Source organism: Exiguobacterium artemiae 255-15 (assembly GCF_000019905.1).
Classification (GTDB): Bacteria; Bacillota; Bacilli; order Exiguobacteriales; family Exiguobacteriaceae; genus Exiguobacterium_A; species Exiguobacterium_A artemiae.
In genome coordinates this window covers 559,344-573,827 of sequence record NC_010556.1, presented here as the reverse complement: position 1 = coordinate 573,827, position 14,484 = coordinate 559,344, and the positions used below count along the sequence as shown (strand labels likewise).

At 45.8% G+C, this 14,484-nt stretch carries 16 protein-coding genes; 8 read left to right on the top strand and 8 right to left on the bottom strand.

The window, feature by feature from the left end; all coding sequences use genetic code 11:
• Positions 1-143 precede the first annotated feature (143 nt).
• The gene (locus EXIG_RS02930; protein WP_012369442.1) at positions 144-551 is read left to right on the top strand and encodes a VOC family protein; all 408 of its coding nucleotides are present in this window, start codon (positions 144-146) and stop codon (positions 549-551) included.
• Positions 552-605: 54 nt separating this feature from the next.
• Here EXIG_RS02930 and EXIG_RS02925 read toward each other — a convergent pair whose 3' ends face one another.
• The 6 genes from EXIG_RS02925 to EXIG_RS02905 all read right to left on the bottom strand — a co-directional run bounded on the left by EXIG_RS02925 (position 606) and on the right by EXIG_RS02905 (position 5,219).
• Complete coding sequence (locus tag EXIG_RS02925; RefSeq protein WP_012369441.1) at positions 606-1,118, bottom strand: type 1 glutamine amidotransferase domain-containing protein; 513 nt, start codon at positions 1,116-1,118, stop codon at positions 606-608.
• A gap of 30 nt (positions 1,119-1,148) precedes the next feature.
• Positions 1,149-1,319, bottom strand: a complete 171-nt coding sequence (locus EXIG_RS15865; RefSeq protein WP_012369440.1) for a hypothetical protein — start codon at positions 1,317-1,319, stop codon at positions 1,149-1,151.
• A 31-nt stretch (positions 1,320-1,350) separates the two neighbouring features.
• Positions 1,351-1,791 (bottom strand): Ohr family peroxiredoxin, encoded by a 441-nt coding sequence (locus EXIG_RS02920; protein WP_012369439.1) that lies wholly within the window; start codon positions 1,789-1,791, stop codon positions 1,351-1,353.
• 146 nt (positions 1,792-1,937) lie between these two features.
• Complete coding sequence (locus EXIG_RS02915) at positions 1,938-3,323, bottom strand: hemolysin family protein (RefSeq protein ID WP_012369438.1); 1,386 nt, start codon at positions 3,321-3,323, stop codon at positions 1,938-1,940.
• A gap of 144 nt (positions 3,324-3,467) precedes the next feature.
• Complete coding sequence (locus tag EXIG_RS02910; protein WP_012369437.1) at positions 3,468-3,950, bottom strand: DUF456 domain-containing protein; 483 nt, start codon at positions 3,948-3,950, stop codon at positions 3,468-3,470.
• A gap of 63 nt (positions 3,951-4,013) precedes the next feature.
• Positions 4,014-5,219 (bottom strand): DUF2254 domain-containing protein, encoded by a 1,206-nt coding sequence (locus EXIG_RS02905; protein ID WP_012369436.1) that lies wholly within the window; start codon positions 5,217-5,219, stop codon positions 4,014-4,016.
• 193 nt (positions 5,220-5,412) lie between these two features.
• Between EXIG_RS02905 and EXIG_RS02900 the strand changes: the two genes are divergently transcribed.
• Positions 5,413-6,897 carry an aldehyde dehydrogenase family protein gene (locus EXIG_RS02900; RefSeq protein WP_012369435.1) on the top strand — a complete coding sequence of 495 codons (1,485 nt, stop codon included), beginning with the start codon at positions 5,413-5,415 and terminating at the stop codon, positions 6,895-6,897.
• Between the two features lie 66 nt (positions 6,898-6,963).
• Entirely contained in the window at positions 6,964-7,353 is a 390-nt protein-coding gene (locus tag EXIG_RS02895; RefSeq protein ID WP_012369434.1) for a tautomerase family protein, read from the top strand.
• A gap of 49 nt (positions 7,354-7,402) precedes the next feature.
• Here the strand turns inward: EXIG_RS02895 and yidD are convergent, their stop codons facing one another.
• Complete coding sequence (gene yidD, locus EXIG_RS02890; protein ID WP_012369433.1) at positions 7,403-7,669, bottom strand: membrane protein insertion efficiency factor YidD; 267 nt, start codon at positions 7,667-7,669, stop codon at positions 7,403-7,405.
• 106 nt (positions 7,670-7,775) lie between these two features.
• Between yidD and EXIG_RS02885 the strand changes: the two genes are divergently transcribed.
• From EXIG_RS02885 to EXIG_RS02870, 4 genes are all read left to right on the top strand, one after another.
• Positions 7,776-8,741, top strand: a complete 966-nt coding sequence (locus tag EXIG_RS02885) for a quinone oxidoreductase family protein (RefSeq protein ID WP_012369432.1) — start codon at positions 7,776-7,778, stop codon at positions 8,739-8,741.
• A 191-nt stretch (positions 8,742-8,932) separates the two neighbouring features.
• On the top strand, positions 8,933-11,374 hold the full coding sequence (locus EXIG_RS02880; protein WP_012369431.1) for a YhgE/Pip domain-containing protein: 2,442 nt from the start codon (positions 8,933-8,935) through the stop codon (positions 11,372-11,374).
• The gene (locus tag EXIG_RS02875; protein WP_012369430.1) at positions 11,361-11,921 is read left to right on the top strand and encodes a TetR/AcrR family transcriptional regulator; all 561 of its coding nucleotides are present in this window, start codon (positions 11,361-11,363) and stop codon (positions 11,919-11,921) included. The genes EXIG_RS02880 and EXIG_RS02875 overlap by 14 nt, the downstream gene beginning before the upstream one ends.
• 60 nt (positions 11,922-11,981) lie before the next feature.
• Positions 11,982-12,278: a hypothetical protein gene (locus EXIG_RS02870; protein ID WP_167315836.1), complete on the top strand. Its 297-nt coding sequence runs from the start codon at positions 11,982-11,984 to the stop codon at positions 12,276-12,278.
• 52 nt (positions 12,279-12,330) lie between these two features.
• On the opposite strand, the gene EXIG_RS02865 is transcribed toward EXIG_RS02870, so the two are convergent.
• Positions 12,331-13,065, bottom strand: a complete 735-nt coding sequence (locus tag EXIG_RS02865; protein ID WP_012369428.1) for a metallophosphoesterase family protein — start codon at positions 13,063-13,065, stop codon at positions 12,331-12,333.
• 338 nt (positions 13,066-13,403) lie between these two features.
• Here EXIG_RS02865 and EXIG_RS02860 point away from each other — a divergent pair, with 338 nt between their 5' ends.
• Positions 13,404-14,426 (top strand): PTS sugar transporter subunit IIC, encoded by a 1,023-nt coding sequence (locus EXIG_RS02860; RefSeq protein ID WP_041261459.1) that lies wholly within the window; start codon positions 13,404-13,406, stop codon positions 14,424-14,426.
• Positions 14,427-14,484: the final 58 nt, after the last annotated feature.

The following is a 14,484-nucleotide window of genomic DNA, read 5'->3' as shown; positions in this document are numbered from 1 at the left end:
TCCTTGTATTATATTTCAGTGAGATGTCATTTTGGATAAGTTCTCTTTTCGCTCCTATCCAGACACCCCAACCGGATCTTCTTCATTGCGTGTTGGAAAAGAGTTTGACACACTATGACTATCGAAGTAAAGGAGGAACTGTTATGTATTTAGATCATACCGGCATCGCTGTTCGGGATATGCAGGAAGCGATTACGTTTTATACGACCGTTTTAGGAGGAACGTTAATTCGTGAGTACAGCAATCCGACACCGGGGGTTGCGTCTAATATTGCTGTCATTGAATTTGAAGATGCGCATATTGAATTGTTGACTCCGACAAGTCCGGAAAGTCCGATTGCCCGCTTTTTAAAACAACGGGGAAAAGGCGTTCATCATATTGCCTATCGTGTTGATGATTTGGACCAAGCCATTTTGGAAGCAAAACAACGGGGAATTACATTTTTAGAGGACACCTACCGTCAAACTCCGCTCGGCCGACGATTAATCTATATGGACCCCCGTCATTCGCATGGGGTCATTACGGAACTTTGTGATTATCCGGAAAACTAAAAAATGAGCGTCCGCTGATCGAAGTCAGCGGGCGCTCATTTTCACTTTAAGCAGTTATCCTAATTTAGCTAGCATTTCGCGATTAAATGCCGGAATATCATCCGGTTGACGGCTCGACACGAAGTTGTCATCGACGACTACTTCCTTGTCTTCATACGACACTCCCGCATTCTCTAAATCGATTCGAATCGATTTATATCCTGTCATTTTGCGTCCCTTGACGATTTTCGCGTTAATCATCAATTGTGGACCGTGACAGATTGAGAAGATTGGCTTTTTAGATGTATCAAACTCTTCCGTAAATGTGACGAAACGATCGTCTTCACGGAGTAAGTCCGGAGAAAAACCGCCTGGAATCAATAGTGCGTCAAAGTCTGAAGAAGATGTTTCATCAATCGTTACATCGACTGTTACTTTTGCTTCTTCTTGTTTCCCGACGAGTTCTGCACCTTTTTCTGTTCCGATGACTGTTACTTCATGACCAGCTTCTTTTAACGCATCGACAGGACCTGTAAACTCGACATCTTCAAAATGATCAGCAAGCACGACTGCTACTTTTTTACCCATTGTTGCTCATCCCCCAAATTAAAGTTTTTGTTACTTGTCCATTCCCCGGTCTCGCGGTGAAACCGGATCGTCCGGCATCTCGTCTTTTCCTTTTAATACTTCTTCCTGTTGTTCGGGTGAAAGCTCACGTTCCTTGTCCGTCAAACGTTTTCGTTCGTCTTCAAACTGTTCGTTTGGTCGTTCCGTTTCTTTTGGAGCCATCTGCTTCCCCTCCTTCAACGAGGATAAAATTTTAGTTGTCTAAAGAATCCACGACTTTTACTGACAAATCCACATCGATGTTGCCGCGTGTTGCTTTTGAATACGGGCAGAACTGATGCGTTTTTTCCAGCAAGTCCTGTGCTTCTTCTTCTGTTACGCCAACTACTTCGACAACAAGTTTAGCAGCAATTTTGACGCCGCCTGCTTCTTCGTCTTCAAGTAAGCTGACTTCAGAATTCGTACGTGTCTCAACACGTTTTTTATCTTGGCGAGCCATCAGGTTGAATGCCCCGTCAAAGCATGCAGCGTATCCTGCTGCGAATAATTGTTCTGGATTTGAAGTAGGAATATCTTCTTTGCCTTTCGTACCTGGCATGACAAGATCTAAATTAATTACGTTATCGTCAGAGGCGACCTTTCCATCGCGTCCCCCTACTGCAGTTGCACGTGAAGTAAGAATTGTTTTCGTCATGAATAAGAACCCCTTTATCCGCTAATTTTAGTAGCTTGTTTCGGCCACATAGACTGTATTACCACTGTCTCGACAAGAATAAACAATGAAAGGTGTTCTTTTTCACAAAAAAAGACTACACCGAAGTGTAGTCTTCCGTCTTACATTCAAACGATTTCTTCCGTCACCGGTTCTTTTTCCGGCAACTGTAGATAAATCGATTTAACTTGATGATTGTCGACTTCCATGACTTTGACCGTATGGTTTTTATAACGGAATTCCTGACCGCTCGATACTTCCGTATCCTGTGCCATGACCCAGCCGCCAATTGTATCAATGTCTTCTTCTTCAATTCCGAGATTAAACCGTTCGTTCAAGTCGTCAATCAAGACACGACCTGAAATCCGGTACAAGCGCTCATGAATCTGTTCGATGTCCGCTTTTTCATCTTTATCAAACTCATCGCGAATTTCACCGACGATTTCCTCCAGGATATCTTCCATCGTGATGACGCCGGCTGTTCCACCGTACTCATCGATGACAAGCGCCATCGGTGTACGTTCGACCTGCATCTTCAGCATCGCGTCTTGTAACGGAGAATATTCCGATACAATCGGCAGGTTGTGCACATAAAAGCTCAGTGCTTTCCCTTTGTTCGCCATATGATCCGTGAACAATTGTTTCGCATTGATAAATCCTAAGATTTTATCTTTGTCGCCTTCTTCTGCAACCGGATACCGGGTGAACTGGTATTCTTCAACAAGGGCAATGATGTCCTCCATCGATGCATCGTTTGAGATCGTAATCAGATCCGTCCGCGGCAACATGATATCTTTCGCGATCCGTTCATCAAACGAAAAGATGTTTTGCATGTACGACAACTCAGTTTGATTGATTTCACCGCTTTTGTAGCTTTGTGTCATGATGATTTTGATTTCTTCTTCCGAGTGAGCGTCTTCATGACCAACGGGTTCGACACCAAACAGGCGCAAGAAGACCCGTGCTGAGCCGTTGAGCAGCCAAATGACGGGTTTCATTACTTTCCCGAACCAATAAAGCGGAGGGGCAAGCAACATCGTAATGGCTTCCGTTTTTTGAATCGCCAGTGATTTCGGTGCCAGTTCTCCGAGGACGACGTGTAAAAATGTCACGACGGAAAAGGCTAACGTAAAGGAAACGACCGTCGAGACGGATTCCGGAAGTGCAATCTCCTTGAATACCATCGCGAGAATCGCACCAACCGTCGATTCGCCTAACCAACCCAGTCCAAGGGCCGTCACGGTAATCCCGAGCTGACAGGCAGATAAATAATAATCCAGGTTGTCTAATAATTTTTTCGCCGTCTTCGCGGTTTTACTGCCTTCTGTAATCAATTGATCGATTCGGGACATTCTCATTTTGACAACTGAAAATTCTGCTGCGACAAAAAAAGCGGTCAGCACAATTAAAAGTGCAATAATCAAAAGCCGAATGATAATCGTTGTTGTATCGAATGTCTCCACTGCGTGTGTACTGTCCAATCGTTTCCCCAAACTAAGGGGATTCACCTCCATTTAAATTAAGCCGATCAGCTTCTCATCGGTCTTCTCCACCAAAAAGAAGCTTGTTTTTAATGAACAAGCTTCTCTACTTTTTCATATTCATACTATAACGGAACTCTCGGAAAATGTGTACTTGCAGATAATCTTTCTTTTCCCTTACACGACATACAGGATGAATACGACAATCATTAACAGCATGGCGATCCCTTTTAATAAGGCACTCGACAGAATGCCCAACACAGTCCCGATTCCGATTGAAACAGAATCCTTCCATGTTTTCTTACTGATGATTTTTTCCGTTAAAATCGCAAAGACGAACGGGAAAATCAACAATCCAATCCCAGGCAGGATAAAGGGACCGGCAATCAAACCGACGGTCGTCGCGATTTTTGCGGCCTGTGAACCGCCGCGTCGATCAACGGTATAAGAGCTAACCAAATAATCTAACGTAAATAACAGGATAACGAAGATAGCTTGAATGACCCAGAAACTGACGGTCAACTCGGTAAAACCGAATCCAAATCCATAAATCAAAAATCCAATGATGAGTAACGGTGCACTTGGAATGACAGGATAGACAAGTCCTGCGAACGCAACCAAAAAACAGACTGCAATCAAACTCCATAATATGATAGTCATGCCAATCTCCTACTTTCTGCTGTTCTTTCTTCTCTTGATTACGTTAAAAAGCTGCGACTGGTTTCATGAAAGTGCCCTTTTTTGAGCCTGCTCCAAATGTTGACGGTCCCAGTCGTTTAATGCCGACCAGTCGACCTCCGAGCAGACAAATGGAATGAACCGGTCAATGCTCGCTCTATGTTCCGGTAAAGCATTCCGTTTCATGATTTCAAGTGACTCAAGCATCGTCGAAAGGACTGAAATATCCTCTTCGCCGTAATGCCGCAGTTGATAAAACGTCAAGTACAACAGTTCAGAAAACGCGAGCCGCTTGACTGTCACCGACCCTTCCCCGTTGACCAGGAGATTACCGTCCAGAAGCATGGTGTACCGTCTGAATAAATCACCGATTTGCCGCATCGCATGGCGTGCTGTATTCGGGTCATTGATACCGGGTGAAATCGCCCGAAGTGCCACCTCAGACAGCTTTTGAATCACAAACGCAAAATCTTGTTCTGCCGAACGCGTTGGGCCGACAAGAATTCCTTGTTCCACGTTCTCTTTTTCGGCACTGCCGATCCGTTGTCCTTGCGTGACGTAACTTCCGATCGTCACCTCAATCGCGACGCGTTCACCTGACTTCATCAGTAATTCATAATCAATTGCCTGTAAATAACCGGTTTGCAGAGCGGTAAGTCCGAATGAATACGTCGACCGGTTTTCCGGCACCAATTGATACTGACCTCCGTTTATCGCTTCCACATGCTCTTCAATCAGCGTACAGCCTTCTTCATGTAAACGATCGAGTAACGTCGTGACCCGAATCGATTGACTGACGATATGCACGAATGCGACAAAGGCAATAACCGCGATCAATACAACGATGACGGCGACGGCAGAAGCGACGACACTGTCTTTCAGCGACGATCGCATGAAGAACAGCATAGTAATCGAATATGTGACGGTTCCGATAAAAATCCCGAAAATATGTTGAACTTGTCGATTTTCAATAAAGTTCGGTAAGGTGCGGGGAGAAAATTGTGAAGAATAGGTTGTCAGGACGACCAAAATCGTCGAGAACGTAAATGTCATCATCGTCAATAATCCGGTAAAGACTGCACTGTGAATGGTCTGAGCCAAACCGAGTGTTGTTTTCCAGTCATTCGGAAACAGTTCTTTTGCATACAAATCCACCATCAGAACAACCGCCGTCAATACGGCTCCCCCTACTCCATAAAGGAGCGGCCACCACCAATTCGTTTCCCGGTACACCAGTTTCAGCTTCTGCACATTTCATCCACTCCACTCTAATATATCGGTATATTTTTTAATTCCTGTTTCTTCATATAGTAAAACGTCTTCGCCTCATCTTTTTAAAAATCCGCCGAGTCGATTCACTTTGTGAAAGTGTCGGTTTGTGTTTTACTTCTTCACATAACGTGAATAACTTAAGTGTTATCAAAACGAATTGGAGATGAAAACTATGCAACAACATACAAAATCATCACTCAATACAGACTTCACTAAAATTTTCATTAACGGTCAGTGGCGCAAAGGCGCAAGTGACAGCAATATGACGAATACGAACCCTTTCACGGGCGAAACGCTGTTTGAGATTTCAGCAGCTAACAACGATGACTTGGATGATGCTTACCAATCTGCCAAAGTCGCCCAAAAAGAGTGGGCAAAAGTGCCGGCACTGAAACGCCAAGGATTGATTGAAGAATTTTTAAAAGTCATGTACGAAGAAAAAGAAACAATCGTCAATTGGCTGATTAAGGAGTCCGGCAGTACACGCATTAAAGCTGAAGGCGAGTTCCTTGCCTCTGTCTTGATCGTCAAAGAAGCTGCTACTTTCCCATTACGGATGCACGGCGAAATTCGTCCGTCTGTCGTACCTGGCAAAGAAAACCGGATTTACCGGAAAGCGCTTGGTGTCATCGGCGTCATCAGCCCATGGAACTTCCCGTTCCACCTTGCTGTCCGTTCAATCGCAACAGCTATCGCTATCGGGAACGCGGTCGTCGTCAAACCGGCAACTGATACACCGGTTTCAGGCGGTTTGATTTTCGCCAGTCTTTTTGAAAAAGCCGGCTTACCAAAAGGTGTTTTAAACGTCATCGTCGGTCGCGGATCAGAAATCGGCGACTCCATCGTCGAGCATCCGGTTCCACGTTTGATTTCATTCACGGGTTCTACTGAAGTCGGCCGTCACATCGGTGAACTTGCAGGAAAACACTTGAAAAAGACAGCGCTTGAACTCGGCGGAAACAATGTATTCGTCGTACTGGACGATGCTGATCTTGATCGTGCCGTCGAATCAGCGGTTTACAGCAAGTTCTATCACCAAGGTCAAATTTGTATGTCGACGAACCGGATTTTGGTTGCTCAATCCATTCATGATGAATTCGTTGAAAAATACGTTGCGCGTGTCAAAGAACTTCAATTTGGTGATCCATCAAACGGACGCACACAAGTCGGACCGTTGATCAACCAATCGCAAGTCGACCGCATCATGGAAGAAATCGAAAAAACTAAAGCAGCGGGTGCAACAGTCCGTGTCGGCGGTGAAGCAGACGGAAACGTCATCGCTCCTACGGTCGTAACAGGCGTTACAAACGATATGCCGCTTGCTAAAAACGAAATCTTCGGACCAGTCGCTGTCATCATTCCATTTAAAGACGACGCAGAGGCACTTGAACTCGCCAACTCACTTCCTTACGGATTAAGCGGTGCTGTTCACGGTTCTTCAATTGAACGCGCAACAGAATTTGCACTTCAGGTTGAAACAGGCATGATTCACATCAATGACCAATCCGTCAACGATGAGCCGCATATGCCGTTCGGCGGCGAAAAAGACTCAGGTCTCGGCCGCTTCAACGGAGAATGGGTCCTTGAAGAATTCTCGACTGTGCAGTGGTTGTCTGTCATGCACGAACGCCGTCAGTACAAACCATTCTTTGAATAAGATAAGCTTAAATATGAAGTACGGGGTTTCCCGTACTTCTACATATAGATAGAAAGGAAGATGACTATGCCACTACTGCGTTTTGATGTCATTGAAGGGCGCTCGGATGAAGAACTGAAACTTTTACTCGATACTGCCCATGAGGCGATGCTGGAAGCTTTTGACGTACCGGAACGGGATCGTTATCAAATCGTTCATACGCATAAAGCGAACGAAATGATCATTGAGGATACCGGACTCGGGTTGACACGTTCCAATCAAGTCGTCGTTATCAGCGTGACAAGTAAAACACGGACAGAGGAGAAAAAGCAGGCACTCTATCGTTTACTGGCTGAACGGTTGGAAGCTGTATGTGGACTCTCGCCTGCTGATCTGATGGTCTCAATCGTCGAGAATGATGCAGCTGACTGGAGTTTCGGTTTAGGAAAAGCACAATTTTTAACCGGTGATTTGTAACATTCAAAAAGAGTCTGAACTCGTTTAACGAGCTCAGACTCTTTTTGAATTACTTTTGATGTTCTGCCGGGTTTTCCCGTTGTAACGGCGCCTTCCAGTCAAATGTCTCCGGTACAAAGTCGAGTCCGCCCGGATGAAACGGTTGGCAACGTAACAAACGACGGGTCGTTAAATAACCGCCTCTTAAGGCACCATGCTTCTCGATTGCTTCTTTTCCGTAATGCGAGCAGGTCGGATAAAATCGGCAGGTCGCCGGTTTCATCGGCGAAATCACTTTTTGATAAAAATGAATCCCACCGAGTAGGACTTGTTTCAATGTGGTCTCACCTTCTTTTCCCTTACTCTAACGCATATGAAGAGGATTTTCTGCTTAAGTGAATTATACTACCTTTGACAACTACTAAAAAGGACGTGTATTTACCATGCGAGCTCTTAGATTTCGTACCTTCGGAGATTCGAGTGTACTGCATTACGAAGAATATCCGACTCCTGAAATCAAGTCGAATGAAGTATTAATTGAAATGAAGGCCATCGGATTAAACTTTGCCGACATCTACCGCCGGAAAGGCAATTATCATTTGGAAGGCACGCCGCCTTACCTGCTCGGTTACGAGGGTTCAGGGATCATCACACAAATCGGTGCTGCTGTGACTGATCTTCAAGTCGGGCAACGGGTAGCCTTTGCCGACGTCCCGAACGCGAATGCCGAATTCGTTGCCGCACCCGTCGATAAAGTGATTCCTTTACCGGATTTTGTTTCGTACGAAACAGCGGCTTCCGTTCTATTACAAGGTTTGACTGCGCACTACCTGACACGGGACAGCTATACCATCCGGCCGAAAGATTTGGTATTGGTCCACGCAGCAGCCGGTGGCGTCGGTCAATTGTTGACACAGATTGTCCGATTACACGGAGCCATTCCGATTGGTTTAACGTCATCGATGGAAAAGGCGGATATCGCTAAACAAGCCGGTGCCGAACATGTCTTTTTATATTCGGATAACTGGGTCGAACAGATTTTAACACTGACGGATCAGCGTGGCGTCGATGTCGTCTACGAATCGGTCGGATCGACGTTGATGAACAGTTTCGAAGTGACGAAAATCCATGGAACAGTCGTCTTTTACGGCATGGCCGGCGGTGATCCGGTTTCTGTCGACCCACGGTTCCTGATGGATACTTCGAAAACACTGACCGGCGGTGATTTATGGAACGTCCTGACGACTCGTGAAGAACGTATCCGTCGGGCCGGAGAATTGTTCAGTTGGTTGGAATCCGGTCAACTGCAAATCGCTTCTCCGACTACCTTCTCCCTCTCGGACGGGCAACGGGCTCATGATTACTTGGAAAGCCGTCAGAGCACCGGAAAAATCTTATTACTCCCTTAATCTGAAATGCACTCTTCCTTCATTAGGTTGGGTGTTTTTTCGTCTGGAATGATTACAAAAGAGAAACAATTCTTTTTCTCAGCAATTCATCGACTTAAGTAGTTGCTTTCCTTCATAAAAAGGCGTAAAGTAAATTTCATCAAAACCAGAAACTTAAATTAGTTTTTAGTTTCAAGAAGGAGATTTGATTTATGTTTCGTTCAGAATGGAAAAAATTAAAAAGCCCGATGATGATCATCGTGATTCTTGCACTTATCCTCGTCCCGTTTCTTTATAACTCGATCTTTTTATCTGCTTTTTGGGATCCGTATGGTAAGACAGAAAACATTAAGGTCGCAGTCGTCAATGAAGACAAGGCGACGAAGTTCGAGGGAGAAAAAATTGATATCGGAAATCAGTTCGTCAAAAAACTGAAAAAAAATGATGACTTTGACTGGCAGTATCTCTCACGTAAAGATGCGGCTAAAAAGCTTCGCGCCGGTGATATTTACATGACAGTCGTCATCCCAAAGAAGTTTTCTCATAATGCGACTACTTTACTCGACGATCATCCGAAAAAAATTGAGTTGGAATATTATCTGAATCCAGCCAAAAACTATTCCGGTACGCAGATTTCCAGCGCTGCCGCTAAGCAATTGAACGAAAAAATCCGGAAATCCGTCACGAAACAATACAGCAGTGCGATTTTCGGATCCCTTAAAAAAATTGCCAAAGGACTAGAAGATGCATCCGAAGGTTCAGCCAAACTGGAAGATGGCGCGAAGAAAACGACAGATGGCGCAAAAACACTGACGACGAATCTCAGTAAACTAACGAGTGGGACAAATGAGTTGTCCACGAATTTAACAAAAGCCGCGGACGGTTCCGTCCAGCTTACAAGCGGTCTCAACACGTTAAGCGGTGGAACAAAAACACTGGCAGAGAAGTCCGGTGAATTATCGAGCGGCCTCAATCAACTCGATGACAACAGCGGAAAGTTAATGAAAGGTTCAGCCGATCTACAGGCCGGATCGACAAAACTCCGCCAAGGTCTCGAAAGTTCAGCTGCCGGATCCACAAAACTTCGTCAAGGTCTCGAAAGTTCAGCTGCCGGATCGACGGAACTCCGTCAAGGTCTCGAAACAGCTTCGGCCGGTGCGTCGAAGCTCGACAACAACCTGCCGGAGTTCACAGCCGGTCTCGATCAACTGAACGCCCGGGCTCAAGAAGCCAATGCCTCGCTGGTAGCAGTCAACGATGCGGCGGATACGTTAAAACAAGAGTTAAGTACTCGTCGTGAAGCACTTGAAGAAAATATCGCGAGTATCAAGGCAGTCATTGCTTCATCTGAAACTTTAACGGAAGAAGAAAAAGGTGCTTTGCTTCAATCCATCGCAACGATGGAACAAAACGTTCAAAATTTAGCACAGCAAGAATCGATACTTGATGCAAGCCTCGCTAAAGCGAATGATGCAACAGAAAAAATTAATCAGCTTGCGGTTGGTGGTCAAAGTATTGCTTCTGCCGTCTCGCAACTCGATGGTGGGCTCGCACAACTGCTTGACGGTTCAAAACGATTGGAACAAGGACAAACCCAACTACTTGCTGGTTCAAAACAATTAGAGCAAGGACAAACTCAACTACTTGCCGGTGCAAAAAGTCTCGAACAAGGACAAGGCACGCTCACGCAAGGTTTGACGGCCTATACAGACGGCGTGCATAAAGCAGCTGTCGGAAGCACCCAATTAACGGCTGGTGCCCAGCAACTGGCAACCGGTGCGAACGATGCCAGTACAGCATCCGGTCAATTGACTTCTGGTCTCGGTCAGCTGTCAGACGGTGCCGTCGCCATTTCTTCCGGTGCCGGTCAACTGACGGATGGCGCTTCACGCTTGGCAGATGGAAACTCGAAACTTGCCGATGGTGCCAACACATTGAAAACCGAACTCGGTAAAGGCGCGAAAGATGCGACTGTCAAACCATCCAACGCCCGGGACAACATGCTCGCTGAACCGGTTGTCTTAAAAGAACATGATTATTCGACCGTCAACAACTACGGATCAGGTCTTGCGGCTTACATCCTCAGCATCGCCTTGTTTGCCGGTGCCTTGATGTTCTCTTCTGTTTACCAGATCCGTCCTGAACATGGTGAAACATTAACGTGGCGGTTCCTCGTCGGAAAACTGTCGATCATCTTACCGATTGGTGCGTTACAAGGGATTGCGGCTTCCGTCGCCATTATTTATGTACTTGATGCGGATGTTGCAAGCACCCCTGCACTGTATGGTTTCGCTGCTTTGACAGGGATGACGTTCATCACACTACTCTTTATGTTAACCATGCTCTTTGGTCGGGTCGGACAATTCAGCGCCTTCCTACTGTTGTTACTGCAAATTGGCGGCAGCGGCGGAACATTCCCGGTCGAAATGACTCCAAGCTTCTTCCAAACGATTCACCGCTTCCTGCCGATGACTTACTCGGTCACAGGTTTCCGTGAGGCACTTGGAATCGGAGTTACCGATACACTCATCACAAACGGTCAGATTCTTGGTTTGATTCTGTTTTCTGCTCTCGCTATCAGCTTCGCTGGTGCATTAGGTGGAAAACGCATCTTACTCTCAACGAAAGCGAGAAAACGCCATGACACTGTCTGATAAAGAACATCTCATTTTAGATGCGGCGATGGCCTGCTTTTCAGAACTCGGATATAAAGGAACGACTATCGAACGGGTTGCCAAACGGGCTCATGTCGGAAAACCAACCGTCTATCAATTGTTTGAAAGTAAACTTGATTTGTTTGAATCCCTCGTCACACGGGTGTTGCAGGAGATGAAGGCAGAAGCGGAAAATGCCTATACGACGACAGCTTCGGTCGAAGAAAATAAACAGGCGATGATTGATGCCATTGTCAATCATCAACAGCAGCATCTGTTTATCTTACAAATCACACAAGAAACCCAGACACTGAAACTTCAGGAGATGTCGGAGCTACGGATTCGAATCGAGCAGCATATCGTCGAATATATAAAGAATCTGCTGGAAACACGGTTGGAACTTGAAAAACGTTCTCCGGCCGTTCCGGTCGAAGTAACTGCGTTCTTACTGTTCAAGACGTATATTGCCTTGATTTCTGAATGGCCGCTGATTGGGAAACCGCTTGATTTAAAAACAATCAGTCAAGCGATGTTAAAATTGTTATAATGAAAACAGCCTCTCGATGAATGGAGAGGCTGTTTTTGCGTGATCGATCCTTACTCGTACTTGAATGGAGTGTTTTATTTGTCCCAGCTTTTACTGTCCAATTTTCTGTTCACGTTAGCTTTGCTGGTCTACGTCATTGTATCGCTCGTTGATATGTGGAAATCGTACACCCGCACCAGCTCCAAAACAGATTTTCTGTTTTTCATTTTAACATTGATCACCTTATTTATCGGATTTCTTGTATCCCCTTTCCTTGCGCTTGCCTTTCAATGGAAACGAAGCCGGACGAAACGGATCATCGGGATTTTACTTATCGCCGTCCCTTTAATGCTCGTTCTTGTAAGCCGTTTTTTATAATCACATGTGTCATCCATCGAACGATCCGTGCTTATTCAAGCGGATCGTTTTTTCATGTTCTTCCGCCTAAAAACAGTTTACGCAACAGTTCTTTTTCCGGCATCGGTGCCGCATTAAACGCTTCAAGGTACGGTCGGTCATCGTACTTCACTTCAATGACATTCACGTTCCACTCTCCGCTGTTCAGTTCGACTACCGCAAATGGTGCTACAGCTTCCGGCTGACAGCCTAGCGCCCCCGGATTCAGGTAAGTTATCCCCATCGCCCGGACCAACTGTTTCGGATGATGATGCCCAAAGCAAATCAGACTCGCCTGCTCGCCTTTAAAGAGCTCGGGCAGGGATTGTTCTGTTCCGTCCACCGTATCTGCCAACGGTTCCTCTCCAATCGCTTTTGTTTCATCCAGATACGCATAATGTGTAAACAATGCTTCCTGTTCCGAAAATGTTTTTCGGACGGTTCTTGGGAGCTGCTCCAAAAAACGTTGATTGTCCGGTGTTAACTGATCGGCAATCCATTGATGATGTTTTTTCGCATGACGGTAACTATCCGGATATTTTTGACCATGGATCAACGCAAGGACATTTTCGTCATGATTTCCGCTGATGGTCGTCATGTGTGGTGTCGATCGCACAATTTCGATGACTTCATTCGTTTGTGGTCCGATGCCAATCAAATCTCCGAGACAGAAAATTTCTGAGACATCTGCTTCTTCCGTTATTCTTTTTAAAACTGCTTCTAATGCCGTTGCATTGCCGTGAATATCCGTAATGACTGCAAATTTCATGAAACCGCCTCCAATGTTCAACTTATGCCATTCTTATCTTTCCCCTGATTTTAAGTTCAAAAATCACGAAAAATAAATTGTCAGAAAATATTGATTATTCATCTTACCCGTGTTAGGCTTAGAAAAATTCACGGAGAGGGGAATACACTTTATGTATGTAAACCACATTGCTGGCCGACTGATTATTCTATGCTCGAGGGACTGAAACCTTTTCCGCTGATTTTCGGAATTGATTTTGGGCCCTCCTTTCGATGCATCGAATGAGGCGCCCGCAGGAATACTGGCGCCTATCCGATACCGGATAGGTTTTTTTCATGGCAAAGCGAAATAGATAGAGGATGAGTGAGTTGAAAGAATATGCGATGGATCGAATGGTGAAAGTATCTGCCGGGATGGCAAATGCCGTGTTAGTGACGTTAGGGGTAGGATTATTGATTGAGACGTTCGGAAATCTCTTACATATTGAAATGTTACTGACAATCGGCGGCGTCGCCAAAGTCTTACTCGCCCCCGCACTCGGAGCCGGAATTGCTTATCAGCTTGGCGGAAACACCTTAGTCTTATTCAGTGCGATGATTGCCGCGACGATTGGCGGAGCCGCACTTCAACCGACGGATGCCGGTCTTGTCCTCGTACCGGGTCAACCAATCAGTGCGTTACTCGCAGCTGCTGTGGCCGTCTTCGTCGGAAAACGGATGACAGGGAAAACAAAATTCGACATGATGGTCATCCCGGTCAGTGCTGTTCTCGCCGGCGGTTTTACCGGTCTTGGTGCCGCTGCCGTCACAACACCTCTCCTCACACGATTCAGCGCAATGGTTACTGCGTCCGTCGAGTCTTCACCGATTGCAACATCACTTGTTATTGCTCTTATCTTTAGTGTCTTATTGATGTCACCCGCTTCATCGGCTGCACTCGCAATCGCCCTTCAACTCGACCCGGTCGCCAGTGCCGCTGCTTTAATCGGTTGTTCAGCTCAGTTTGTCGGATTTACATTGATGGCATATCGTCAAACAGATCCCGGCGGTTTGATTGCTTCGTTCTTCGTCACACCAAAGGTTCAGTTTCCGAACATCGTTAAGAATCCAAGACTTGTCGTCGCTCCGTTCCTGGCCGCGATGATCTCGGCACCCATCGCCACACTTGTTCTTTCACTTGAAGTCCCTTATGAACTTGCGGGTCTCGGATTAAATTCAATGATTGCCCCACTCAACATCTTCGTTAATCAGGGTTTTAATGCGTTCCTGATCTTTTTTGCAACCGGCGTCGTCCTTCCCGGTGTCTTGACGCTCGTCTTTTACCGCATGACGACGATGGCCGGTTGGACAAAGATGGGCGACCTTCGATTAGAAATTCAATAGATGCTCACGTTGCTGTTCCCTCATATAATGAAGGAACAGCTTTTTTACATGAAAAAAC